At 70.8% G+C, this 12,354-nt stretch carries 10 protein-coding genes; 3 read left to right on the top strand and 7 right to left on the bottom strand.

The features are described 5' to 3' along the window. Nucleotides 1–168 precede the first annotated feature (168 nt). Entirely contained in the window at nt 169–2,100 is a 1,932-nt protein-coding gene (gene dxs / locus AS850_RS07795; protein WP_119868600.1) for a 1-deoxy-D-xylulose-5-phosphate synthase, read from the top strand. Between the two features lie 91 nt (nt 2,101–2,191). Here the strand turns inward: dxs and AS850_RS07790 are convergent, their stop codons facing one another. The 7 genes from AS850_RS07790 to AS850_RS07760 form a co-directional block, all read right to left on the bottom strand. Then, a complete protein-coding gene (locus AS850_RS07790; protein ID WP_119868599.1) occupies nt 2,192–4,321 on the bottom strand; it encodes a 3-hydroxyacyl-CoA dehydrogenase NAD-binding domain-containing protein in 2,130 nt (709 codons plus the stop codon). After that, complete coding sequence (locus tag AS850_RS07785) at nt 4,318–5,532, bottom strand: thiolase family protein (RefSeq protein ID WP_119868598.1); 1,215 nt, start codon at nt 5,530–5,532, stop codon at nt 4,318–4,320. Before AS850_RS07785 ends, AS850_RS07790 begins: the two co-directional genes overlap by 4 nt. 91 nt (nt 5,533–5,623) lie before the next feature. Next, nucleotides 5,624–6,892, bottom strand: coding sequence for an HRDC domain-containing protein (locus AS850_RS07780; RefSeq protein ID WP_119868597.1), 1,269 nt, complete (start codon nt 6,890–6,892; stop codon nt 5,624–5,626). Continuing rightward, nucleotides 6,882–7,505 (bottom strand): DUF3000 domain-containing protein, encoded by a 624-nt coding sequence (locus AS850_RS07775; protein WP_119868596.1) that lies wholly within the window; start codon nt 7,503–7,505, stop codon nt 6,882–6,884. Before AS850_RS07775 ends, AS850_RS07780 begins: the two co-directional genes overlap by 11 nt. A 20-nt stretch (nt 7,506–7,525) precedes the next feature. After that, nucleotides 7,526–8,314, bottom strand: a complete 789-nt coding sequence (locus tag AS850_RS07770; protein ID WP_119868595.1) for a dihydrofolate reductase family protein — start codon at nt 8,312–8,314, stop codon at nt 7,526–7,528. Then, nucleotides 8,311–8,757, bottom strand: coding sequence for a SufE family protein (locus tag AS850_RS07765; RefSeq protein WP_119868594.1), 447 nt, complete (start codon nt 8,755–8,757; stop codon nt 8,311–8,313). Before AS850_RS07765 ends, AS850_RS07770 begins: the two co-directional genes overlap by 4 nt. Continuing rightward, entirely contained in the window at nt 8,754–9,665 is a 912-nt protein-coding gene (locus tag AS850_RS07760) for a sulfurtransferase (RefSeq protein ID WP_119868593.1), read from the bottom strand. The genes AS850_RS07765 and AS850_RS07760 overlap by 4 nt, the downstream gene beginning before the upstream one ends. A gap of 152 nt (nt 9,666–9,817) precedes the next feature. On the opposite strand from AS850_RS07760, the gene zapE reads away from it, so the two are divergent. Together zapE and AS850_RS07750 are read left to right on the top strand one after the other, a co-directional pair. Beyond that, nucleotides 9,818–10,825, top strand: coding sequence for a cell division protein ZapE (gene zapE / locus AS850_RS07755; protein WP_119868592.1), 1,008 nt, complete (start codon nt 9,818–9,820; stop codon nt 10,823–10,825). Between the two features lie 214 nt (nt 10,826–11,039). Further along, on the top strand, nt 11,040–12,332 hold the full coding sequence (locus AS850_RS07750) for an ammonium transporter (RefSeq protein ID WP_119868591.1): 1,293 nt from the start codon (nt 11,040–11,042) through the stop codon (nt 12,330–12,332). The last annotated feature ends 22 nt before the right edge of the window (nt 12,333–12,354 follow it).

The following is a 12,354-nucleotide window of genomic DNA, read 5'->3' as shown; positions in this document are numbered from 1 at the left end:
CAGCTCGCTGCACCGGGTCCGGCGTCGCGGCGCTTCCGCGTGGTGACGCGGCGCACTCGCGTGATGCCGAGAGGCTTTCGCGGGACACCGAGGCGTCGGCGGGCCGCCGTCAGGTGCGGCGCATAAACTGACGAGGCGTCCTCTACCGGGGCGCGGAAAGGGAGTGACATGAGCCTCCTCGAGACCATTCACGGGCCCCGCGATCTCGACGGCCTCAGCGACGAGCAGATGATCGCCCTCGGAGCCGAGATCCGCCGCTTCCTCGTGGCCGAGGTCTCCAAGACCGGCGGCCACCTCGGTCCGAACCTCGGCGTCGTCGAGTTGACCCTCGCGCTGCACCGGGTCTTCGACTCGCCGAAGGACGCCATCGTCTTCGACACCGGTCACCAGTCGTACGTGCACAAGCTCGTCACGGGCCGCCAGGACTTCTCCGCCCTGCGCCTCCGCGAGGGCATCGCCGGCTACCCGCAGCGCAGCGAGTCCGAGCACGACATCGTCGAATCGTCGCACGCCTCGTCGTCGCTCTCGTGGGCCGACGGCATCTCGCGCGCGTTCACCCTCACGGGGCACGGCGACCGCTCCGTCATCGCGGTCGTGGGCGACGGCGCCCTCACCGGGGGGATGACGTGGGAGGCCCTCAACAACATCAGCGACGACAACACGCGACGGCTGATCATCGTGGTCAACGACAACGGCCGCTCCTACGCTCCGACCATCGGCGGCATGGCCCGGTTCCTCAACTCGGTGCGCACGTCGCACCCCTACCGCGACATGCACCTGTCGTCGCGCGCGGCGTTCGACCACCTCGGCTCGCCGGCGCGGGCCTTCTACCGCGGCGTGCGGGGTGGCCTGCACGGCTTCCTGAGCCGCTTCACGAACAACGAGGCGCTCTACTCCAACCTCGACATCAAGTACATCGGCCCGATCGACGGCCACGACCAGGCGGCGATGGAGGAGGCGCTCCGGCAGGCGAAGAACTACGGCGCCCCTGTCATCGTCCACGCCATCACGCAGAAGGGCCGCGGCTACGAGCCGGCCCTCCACGACGCGGCGGACCAGTTCCACGCGGTCGGCCACATCGACCCCGAGACCGGCGAGACCCTCGAGACCTCGAAGGGTCCCGGCTGGACCGACGTGTTCGCCGACGAGATCGTCCACATCGCCGATCACGACCGGAACGTCGTCGGCATCACCGCCGCCATGCTCCGCCCCGTCGGGTTGCACCGGTTCGCCGAGAAGTACCCCAAGCGCGTCTTCGACGTCGGCATCGCCGAGCAGCACGCCGTCGCCTCGGCGGCCGGCCTCGCGTTCGGCGGACTGCACCCGGTGGTCGCCCTCTACGCCACGTTCATCAACCGGGCCTTCGACCAGGTGCTGATGGACGTCGGGCTGCACAAGGCCGGCGTGACGTTCGTGCTCGATCGCTCGGGCGTCACGGGGCCGGACGGCCCGAGTCACCACGGCATGTGGGATCTCGCCATCCTGCAGGTCGTCCCGGGCATCCGGCTCGCCGCCCCCCGCGACGCCACGCGTCTGCGCGAGGAGCTCCGCGAGGCCGTGGCCGTCACCGACGGTCCGACCGTCGTGCGCTTCCCCAAGGGGCCGGCCGGCACCGACATCGAGGCCGTCGAACGCCTCGACGACGGGGTCGAGGTCCTGCGCCGCGGCGACAAGCCCGACGTGCTCATCGTCGCCGTGGGGCCGATGGCGACGCTCGCCCTCGACGTGGCTGAGCGCCTCGCCGACCAGGGGATCGGGGCGACCGTCGTCGACCCCCGCTGGGTCGTCCCCGTGCCGAAGAGCATCATCGGTCTGGCCGCCGAGCACCGCCTGGTGGTGACCCTCGAGGACGGCATCCGCGTCGGCGGGATCGGCACGCGGGTCCGTCAGGATCTCCGCGCGGCCGAGGTCGACACCGCCGTCACCGAGCTCGGGCTTCCCGACGAGTTCCTGGAGCACGCGTCGCGCGCCCAGATCCTGGAAGACGCCGGTCTCACCCCGCAGGTCATCGCCCGCGACGTGACGGCGATGGTGCTCGGCAGCAAGATCCCCGTCGCCCGACGCGAGGCCGAGCGCGCGACCCAGGCCGCCCGCGACTAGCGCGCGACCACCTCGCGATCCGCAGGAGCTCCCCACACGTGCAGCGGAGCCCGACACCGGCAACAGCCTGTGTCGGGCGCCGCTACGAGTGTCAGACGGCGGAGACGCCGCGGATGGCGGGCTGGTGGAAGGTCCGACCGCGCACGCGCTCGGACGCGCCGACCCGATCGAGGTAGGGCGTCGCCCCGCCCATCTGGAACGGCCAGCCCGCGCCGAGGATGAGGCAGAGGTCGATGTCCTCCGGAGCGGCGACGACACCGTCATCGAGCATACGACCGATCTCGTCGGCGAGGCCGTCCTCGACCCGGCGCAGCAGTTCCGCCTCGGTCAGGGCCGTGCCGTGGCCGTCGACGATCTTCACGGCCTTCGGGTCGAAGCCCTTGCGCTTGCCCTTGGCGTCTCGCTCGAAGATCTTGCCGTACTCGGCCAGGCGGTGCAGGGCCGGGCTCTCGAAGAAGCGCTCCGGGAAGGCCGCGTGGTGCGTGTCGAGCACGTGCGCGCCGACCGTGAGCCCGACGAGCTCCAGCAGTTCGAACGGCGTCATGGGGAGGCCGAACGGCGCCGTCGCCCGGTCGACGACCTCGAATGGCGTCCCGGTCTCGACCGCGTGCATGGCCTCGCCGAGGAGCTTGGCCAGGATCCGGTTGACGACGAACCCGGGCGCATCGAGGGTGATGACGGCGTTCTTGCCCAGCGTCTTCGCGACGACCATCGCCGTGGCGAGCGTCTCGTCGTCGGTGCCCTCCGCGTTGACGACCTCGACGAGCGGCATCACGGCGACCGGGTTGAAGAAGTGGAAGCCGACGAGCCTCTCCGGGTGCGCGAGCTCGGCGCCGATGGCGGTGACCGACAGCGACGAGGTGTTCGTGGCGAGGACGCAGGTGTCGGAGACGACCCGCTCGACGTTGCGGAACACCTCCCGCTTGACGCTCAGCTCCTCGAAGACCGCCTCGATCACCCAGTCGGCGTCGTGGAAGTCGGCCACGTCGGTCGTGCCCGAGACGAGCGCCTTCAGCCGGTTCGACTCGTCGGAGGAGATCCGGCCCTTGGCCTGGAGCTCGTCGATCGACGAGCGGATGCCCGCGACGCCCTTGTCGACGCGCGCCTGGTCGAGGTCGGTGATGACCACCGGCACCTTCAGCTTGCGCACGAACAGGAGGGCGAACTGCGACGCCATGAGACCCGCTCCGATGACGCCGACCTTCGTGATCTTCCGAGCGAGATCGGGGGAGGGGGCACCGGCAGGATGCTTGGCCCGCTTCTGCACGAGATCGAACGCATAGATGCTGGCCCGGAACTGGTCGCCGGAGACGAGGTCCGCGAGGGCTTCGTCCTCGGCCCGGAAGCCCTCCTCGCGGCTGGCCCGCTTCGCGCCCGCGAGCAGGTCGAGTGCCGCGTACGGCGACTTCGCGACGGTGCCGATGCGCGACTGCAGAGTCTTCCGGGCGATGGCGATCGCGGCGTCCCACTTGACGGCGCGCTCGATCTTGCCGGGGGCGTTCTTCCGCACGACCTGGACGGTGCCGGTGACGACGCCGTCCGCCCAGCGGAGGGAGTCCTCCAGGAAGGCGGCCGGACCGAAGATCGCGTCGGCGATCCCGAGGTCGAAGGCCTCCTGGGCCTTGAGGGTCCGGTTGTTCTTGAGCGGGTTCTCTACGATGACCCTGAGGGCGTTCTCGATGCCGATCAGGTTGGGCAGGAGCCACGCCCCACCCCACCCCGGGATGATCCCGAGGAAAACCTCGGGGAACGCCAGGGCCGGAGCCGTGCTGTCGACCGTGCGGTAGTCGGCGTTCAGCGCGATCTCGAGCCCGCCGCCGAGGGCCAGGCCGTTGATGAAGACGAACGTCGGCACGCCGGCGTCGTGCAGTTTGCCGAGGGCCTCGTGGCCGAGCTCGGCCATCTGACGCCCGGCCTCGCGGGTCGGGATCTGCCCGACCTTGGACAGGTCGGCGCCGGCGGCGAGGAAGTACGGCTTGCCGGTGACGCCGATCGCCTGGATCTCGCCCTTCGCGGCGCGCGCCCGGAGGCGGTCCATCGTCTCGGAGAACTCGACGAGCGTGACCGGGCCGAGCGTCGGGGGACGACGGTGGTCACGGTCGTTGTCGAGGGTGACGAGGGCGAGCACGGCGCCGGAGGCGAGGGTCACGTCGCGCACGTAGGAGTGCGTCACGACCTCGTCAGCCGACATCTCGAGCAGGGTGGTGGTGTCGACGCTCATCGGCGCGCTCCCTTCGTGCGGCGGCCGTCGAAGAACGGGTTCTCCCAGATGACGCTGCCGCCCTGGCCGAGGCCGATGCACATGGCGGTGAGGCCGTAGCGGACCTCGGGGTGGAGTTCGAACTGGCGGGCGAGCTGGATCATCAGTCGGACGCCGGACGAGGCCAACGGGTGGCCGACGGCGATCGCTCCGCCCCAGGGGTTGACGCGGGGGTCGTCGTCGTCGATGCCGAAGTGGTCGAGCAGCGACAGCACCTGGACGGCGAACGCCTCGTTGAGCTCGAAGAGCCCGATGTCGTCGATCGTCAGCCCGGCCTTGGCCAACGCCTTCTCGGTGGCCGGGACCGGGCCGATGCCCATGATCTCCGGTGCGACTCCGGCGAAGGCGAAGCTGACGAGGCGCATCTTCGGGGTCATCCCCGCCCGCTTGGCGGCGTCCTCCGAGGCGATGAGGCTGACGGTGGCGCCGTCGTTGAGGCCGGACGAGTTGCCGGCCGTCACGCGACCGTGGGGCCGGAACGGGGTGCGGAGACCCGCGAGGCCCTCGAGGGTGGTCTCGGGGCGCGGGGCCTCGTCGCGATCGGCGAGCCCCCATCCGGCGCTCGTCTTCACGGCCACCGACACGAGGTCCGGCTGGATGTGCTTCGCGTCGTAGGCGGCCTGGAGCTTCTGCTGGGATCCCAGCGCGAAGCGGTCGGACCGCTCCTTGGTGAGCTCGGGGAAGCGATCGTGGATCCGCTCGGCGGTGTTGCCCATGTTGAGCGCCTCGGCGCTCACGAGGCGCTCGGTGAGGAAGCGCGGGTTGGGGTCGGCGTCGAAGCCCATCGGGTGCCTGCCCATGTGCTCGACGCCACCGGCGAGGGCGAAGTCGTAGGCGCCGAAGGCGATGGCTCCGGCCGTGGTCGTGACGCTCGTCATGGCTCCGGCGCACATGCGGTCGATCGCGTAGCCGGGGACCGACTGGGGGAGACCGGCGAGGAGAGCCGTCGTGCGCCCCAGCGTGAGCCCCTGATCGCCCGTCTGGGTCGTGGCCGCGATGGCGACGTCGTTGATCGCTGCCGGGTCGAGCTCCGGGTTGCGCTCCAGCAGGCCCTTCATGGCCTTGACGACGAGGTCGTCGGCCCGGGTCTGCCAGTACATGCCCTTCTCGCCCGCCCGACCGAACGGGGTCCGTACCCCGTCGACGAAGACGACTTCTGTTCTCTCGGCCACACTGCCTCCTGACATGAATGCTCCCGGTCGACCCGGGATCGCTCCTCATCGTAAGAGGGCCACCCTGGGCCCTCGAATCCTTTGACTCTTCCTACGAAGCGTCGTCGGGCGGGTGCTCGAGGGATTGGCGGGCCTCGACAAAGGCCTGCGCGATGACCGGAGCCGTGGCCTCGATCTGCCATTCGCGGGCTCCGGCGTCGCGCAGGGCGGCCCCGACGTGCTCCGCATCGAACACCTCGGGGGCGTCCCAGGCGACCCGGCGGAGGTGGTCGGGCGTCAGGAGGTTCTCGACGGGGATCGACATCGCCTCGGACATGTGCTGCAGCCTCGGACGCGCGGCCTTGTACCGGGCGTCGGCCTCGGGGGCGCGGTCGACCCACGACCGGGGCGGCGGCAGCGTGTCGGACGACGGACCCCGCAGCGACGGCAGGTCGCTCGTCGCGCGGCCGCGCTCGATCGCCGCCCACCAGCGGGCCAGCTCGGTCCGGCTGGCGCGCCCGACGAACTCCTTCATGGCGCCCAGATCGCGTTTCGTCTCGGGCGCGTTGCGCACCGCGGCGATGATCGACGAGTCGGGCAGGAGCCGTCCGGCCGCGGTGTCGACCTCGCGCGCGTACTCGTCGCGCGCCTCCCACAGCTCGCGGACGAGCCCGAGGGCTCGCTGACCCCTCAGCGTGGAGAGGCCGGAGGTGCGGCGCCAGGGCTCCTGCCGGGGCGGCTTCGCCTCGCGACGGAGGGTCGCCTGGAACTCCTCCTCGGCGATCTCGAGCTTCTCCTGCTCGGCGAGGACCTCGTACATCGCGTCGCGGAGATCGACGAGCAGCTCGACGTCGAGCGCGGCGTACACGAGCCAGCTCTGCGGGAGGGGCCTGGTCGACCAGTCGGCGGCGGAGTGCTCCTTGGCCAGGTGGATGCCGAGGAGCTCCTCGACGACGGCGCCGAGACCGACGCGGGGCATCCCGGCCAATCGGGCGCCGAGCTCCGTGTCGAAGATGCGGGTCGGATCGAGCCCGACCTCCCGGAGGCAGGCGAGGTCCTGCGAGGCGGCGTGGAGGACCCACTCCTCGTCGCGGATCACGGCGTCGAGCTCGGCGAAGGAGCCGATCGCGGGCGGATCGAAGAGGAAGACGCCCGACCCGCGGCGGAAGATCTGGATGAGGTACGCGCGCTGCGAGTAGCGGTAGCCGGAGGCCCGCTCGGCGTCGATCGAGATCGGCCCGTGACCGCGCGCGATCGCGTCGACGGCGCGGAGGTACCCCTCGCGGTCGTCGATGACGTCGACGAAGCCGTGGTCGTCGTCGGCCGTCGCGACCCGCGACGACGGTGCGTCGGGCGAACCCGACGAGGTGCTACTGGTCACGCCCGACCCTCCGCGAAGCCAACAGGGTGACACCCTCCGCGGTGGGCGGGAGCCCGGCGAGGGTGCAGACGAGGGTCGACCAGGCCTCGACGTGCGGGGCGAGGTCGCCGTCGACCGGGGACCACGAGGCGCGGAGCTCGAGCTGGGCGCCGTCGCCCTGCTCGGCCAGTTCGCCGTAGCCGGTCGAGAGGATCTTGGTCGCCGTGCCCGAGGCCGCCGCGTAGGACGCGCCGTTGCTGTCGAGCGCGTCGATCAGCCAGCTCCAGGTGACGTCGGCGACGAAGGGGTCGAGGCCGATCTCGGTCTCGAGGGGCGCCTGGGCGAAGCAGACGACGCGCCAGGGGCCGCCCCACTGGTCGGGCTCGTCCGCGTCGTAGAGGACGATGAAGCGCCCGGTGCCCAGGTCGGGATCGGGCAGCGAACGGGCGCCGACGACGTCGGCGGCGAGAGCGAAGGCGTGCGGAGCGAGGCCGGAGGGCGCCGGGATCTCCGAGACGACGAGGTCGTCGCGCGATGCGATACCCCGCACCCTGTCGACCGCGCTCGCGAACACGGCCGGCCGAGGGTCCGGAACGGACGCCGGATCCGGAGGAGACGAGGGAGTTTCGGACACGTTAGGAAGATTAGGCTCGTTCACGAGGGCGGGCCCAGAGGCACGCCGAGAGCCCCCCGACCGTCGCGCGTCACCTGCCACCGCGCATAGAGAGCGCTCTGCTCGTCGATGAGGAGCTGACAGAGGGTGAGCGCCGACGCGTCGAACCGCTCGGAGCCGAAGACGGGGAGTCCGCTCCCGATCACGATCGGCGAGGTCGACAGGCACAGCTCGTCGACGAGCCGCTCGCGGAGGAACTGCCCCGCGAGCGACGGGCCGCCCTCGCACACGAGCGATTCGAACGAGTGCTCGCGCAGGGTCGCGACGATGTCGCGCGGCGCGAGGCGTCCGTCGGCGTCGGGAACGACGATGACGGTCGCGAGGTCGGCGAGGGGGTCGCCGAGCGACGCCCGGACCCGGTCGGACGCTCCCGCCGGGCACACCACGACGAGCTGCTCGGCCCGCTCGGGAGCGATGCGGTGCCCCTGGAGGTCGCCCGAGGAGGTGACGACGACGAGCTTCGCGCGCGCCGGGAGGCGGTACCCCTCGGCCCGCACGCTGGCGGCACCGACGACGACCGCGTCGGCGACGTCGCGGATGGCCCGCAGGATCGCGCGGTCGGCCGGGTTGCTCAGCGTCTCGCTCGTTCCGTCCACGCCCGCCGCGTCGCCCGAGACCGCGGCGATGAGATTGAGCCGGAGCCACGGGGTCGCGGGCGGGCGGTACCAGCTCCGCAGCGTCTCCTGCGTGGCCTCGGACCCGACGTCGAGACTCGTCACGACGTCGGGCCCGGCGGCCCGCGACCGGTGCAGGAGGCGCAGCTCGCTCACAGAGCGGGAGCCGTCTTGTCGCGGATCTGCCGCTTGGCCCGGCCGAGGAGGGCCGTCATGCCCCGGATGCGGAGAGGGCTGACAGCCTCGACGAGGCCGATCGTCTGCGGGTAGTCGTCGGGCACGGCCAGTGCCTCCTCCACGGTGAGCCCCTCGAGACCCTGGGCGATGATCGAGGCGAAGCCCCTGGTCGTCGGTGCCTCGCGCGGGGCGGTCGCGAAGAGGTGGACGCGGCCCTCCTCCACCTCGGAGAAGATGAACACCGGCGACTGGCACTCCTCGACCCGCTCGAGGAGGTCGGGGTGGTCCGCGTACCGGGCCGGCAGCTCCGGGAGCTCGTTGGAGAACTCGAGGAGGAGCTGCAGGCGGTCCTTCACCCCGAGGTCGAGGAAGTCCTGCCGGATCTCCGCCAGGGCGGGGGGCAGCGCGGGGGAGTCGCTCATCGAGCGGGGACCGGCGCCGGGGCCTCGCCGGGCTCGGCGCCCTGGACGATGGGCACGCGGACGGCGCTGCCCCACTCGGTCCACGAGCCGTCGTAGTTGCGGACGTTCTCGAAGCCGAGGAGGTGGTGCAGGACGAACCAGGTGTGGCTCGACCGCTCGCCGATCCGGCAGTAGGCGACGACGTCGTCGCCGTCCTTCAGGCCGGCGCCGTCGCGGTAGAGGGCGTTCAGCTCGGCCAGCGGGCGGAACGTGCCGTCCTCGGCGGCGGCCTTGCCCCACGGGACGTTCTGCGCGCTGGGGATGTGGCCGGCGCGGAGAGCGCCCTCCTCGGGGTACGCAGGAGCCGTGGTGCGCGCCCCCGAGAACTCCTCCGGCGAGCGGACGTCGATGAGGGGCTTGCCGAAGTGGGCGAGCACGTCGTCCTTGTAGGCGCGGATCCGGCTGTCGTCTCGCTCGACGACGGGGTAGTCGGTCGCCGCGACGGCGGGGGCGTCGGTGGTGTACTCACGACCCTCGGCCTCCCACTTGGCGCGCCCGCCGTCGAGGAGTCGCACGTCGTCGTGGCCGAACAGCGTGAAGACCCAGAGCGCGTAGGCGGCCCACCAGTTGTTCTTGTCGCCGTAGATGACCACGGTGCTGTCTCGCGAGATGCCCCGCTCGCCGAGCAGCGCCGCGAAGGCCGCGCCGTCGATGTAGTCGCGCTGGACGGGATCGTTGAGGTCGGTGTGCCAGTCGACCTTCACGGCGCCGGGGATGTGCCCGGTCTCGTAGAGCAGGACGTCCTCGTCGGACTCGACGACGACGAGGCCCTCGTCTCCGACGTGGGCGGCGAGCCACTCGGTCGAGACCAGGCGTTCGGGGTGGGCGTACTCCGCGAAGCGGGTGGACGGGTCGAGATCGACGGACATTCTTCCTCCTGTCGTCGCCCCGTTCGGGCGACTCGTTGCGGTCGGGCGCGGCGTAAACTCGGAAGTCGCGCGTCGGCTCCAACGCTCGACACTGCCGGTTCATGCCGCATGCGACCCTCACGACTCTGACACAGATTGGCAGGCACCGTTCGATGGCAGCGGAGGCAACGCGCACGGTGGTCTCGCTGACCGACAGGACGCCCAGTATCAGCGCCGCCGAGATCGTCGCGCACCTCGTGCCGCCGCGCCAGTTCGACGGGGCCTCCCTCGAGAACTACCGACCGGATCCGGCCTTCCCGTCGCAGCAGGAGGCGGTGGAGGCGGTCGCCTCGTTCGGCGCCTCCGCCCCGGCGTCGCGCGGTCTCTTCCGTCGACGCGCTGCGGCGACGCACGCTGCCGGGCTCTACCTCGACGGCGGCTTCGGCGTCGGCAAGACGCACCTGCTCGCCGCCCTGTGGCACCGCACGCCCGGCACGAAGTACTTCGGCACGTTCATCGAGTACACCGCTCTCGTCGGAGCCGTCGGCTACGCGGGCGCGGTCGCGCAGCTGAAGGGCGCGTCGCTGATCTGCATCGACGAGTTCGAGCTCGACGACCCGGGCGACACGATGATCATGACCCGGCTCCTCGGCGAGCTGGCCGACGGCGGCTCGCGGATGGCCGCGACCTCCAACACGCCCCCCAACGCCCTCGGCGAGGGCCGGTTCGCCGCCGCCGACTTCCTCCGGGAGATCCAGGCGCTCTCCAGCCGGTTCCGCACGCTCCGCATCGACGGCACCGACTACCGTCGCCGCGAGGTCGAGGCGCACGCCGTCGTGACCGACGACGTCGACGCCGCCCTCGACCGGGCCGCCGGCACCGTCTCCGACGACTCCTTCGCGAGCGTCGTCGACCACCTCGCCACCGTGCACCCGAGCAAGTACGTCAAGCTCCTGGACGGTCTCGACCAGGTCGCCCTCCGCGACGTCGCGCTGCTTCACGACCAGACGCAGGCGCTCCGCTTCGTCGCCTTCGTCGACCGCCTCTACGACGCCCAGATCCGCGTGACGGCCTCGGGCATCCCTCTCGACGAGGTGTTCAGCGCCGAGATGCTCGCGGGCGGCTACCGCAAGAAGTATCTGCGCGCCATGTCTCGGCTCGTCGCACTCACACTCCTCTAGGCCTCCTCCCGCCGGAGGGCCAGCACGTCGAAACGTGTTGTTTACATAGCGCGGATTCGTGTTACATCGGGGAAACATTCGCGCACATGAAACGAAACGTGTGCCCGCCAGGATGGGCCGTACCCGAGGCGGTGAACTCGAATCCCTCTTCTGCACGTCAGCTGTCGAGCGCGCCGGGTACCCCTTGCACTGCACAACTGAGAGGTGACACCAGATGTTCGACCAAGGCAACACCGCCTACGTCTTGATAACTGCCGCCATGGTTCTGCTCATGACTCCCGGCCTGGCCTTCTTCTACGGCGGACTCGTCAAGGCCAAGAGCGTCATCAGCATGATGATGCTCAGCTTCGGAGCCATCGGCCTGATCGCGGTCCTGTGGGTCCTCTACGGCTACTCGATGGCCTTCTCGGGCGCTCCCAGCGGCCCCGGCGGCAGCGCCGGCTTCATCGGCATCGACGGCGTCATCGGCTTCGACCCGACCCTGTTCAGCCTGAACGCGCTGGTCGACCAGGCGCACTCGACGACCGCGACCGGCTACCCGACGATCGCGTTCGCGGCGTTCCAGGCCACGTTCGCCATCATCACCGTCGCCCTCATCTCCGGTGCCATCGCCGACCGCGCCAAGTTCGGCGCGTGGATGATCTTCGCCGGCATCTGGGCCACGGTCGTCTACTTCCCGGTCGCGAACTGGGTCTTCAACTTCACGCTGAAGGACGGCGTCGTCGTCGACGGCGGCTGGCTCGCCCGACTCGGCCTCATCGACTTCGCGGGTGGTACCGCGGTGCACATCAACGCAGGATCCGCGGGCCTGGCTCTCGCGCTCGTCCTCGGCCGCCGCGTCGGCTTCGCCAAGGGCGCCTACAAGCCGCACAACCCTCCCTTCGTGATGCTGGGCGCCGGCCTGCTCTGGTTCGGCTGGTTCGGCTTCAACGCCGGCTCGGAGCTCGCCGCCGACGGAACCGCCGCCCTCGCCTTCATCAACACGCTCGCGGCTCCCGCGGCCGCCGTCCTCGGCTGGCTCGTCGTGGAGAAGATCAAGGACGGCAAGTCGACCTCCGTCGGAGCCGCCTCGGGCGCCGTCGCCGGACTCGTCGCCATCACCCCCGCCTGTGCCGCGCTGACGCCCTTCTGGGGCATCGTGCTCGGGATCGTCGCCGGTGTCGTCTGCTGCCTCGCGATCGACCTGAAGTTCCGCCTCGGCTTCGACGACTCGCTCGACGTCGTGGGCGTCCACCTCGTCGGCGGCATCGTCGGCACGCTGTTCATCGGCATCTTCGCCTACCAGGGCAGCGCCGGCCTCATCTACGGCGGTGGCTTCAAGCAGCTCGGGATCCAGGCGCTGGCGGCCCTGGCCGTCATGGTCTACTCCTTCGTGCTCGCGTTCGTCATCGGCTGGATCATCCAGAAGACGATCGGCTTCCGCGTGACCAACGAGGACGAGATCGCCGGCATCGACACGGCCGTGCACGGCGAGGAGGGCTACGTGCTCCTCGACGAGCGCGTCTAGCACTCGCACTCCGGTGGGGCCT

This window comes from Frondihabitans sp. 762G35 (genome assembly GCF_002074055.1).
GTDB lineage: Bacteria > Actinomycetota > Actinomycetes > Actinomycetales > Microbacteriaceae > Frondihabitans.
The sequence above is the reverse complement of the archived record's forward strand: the minus strand, read 5'-3'. Positions and strand labels throughout refer to the sequence as shown.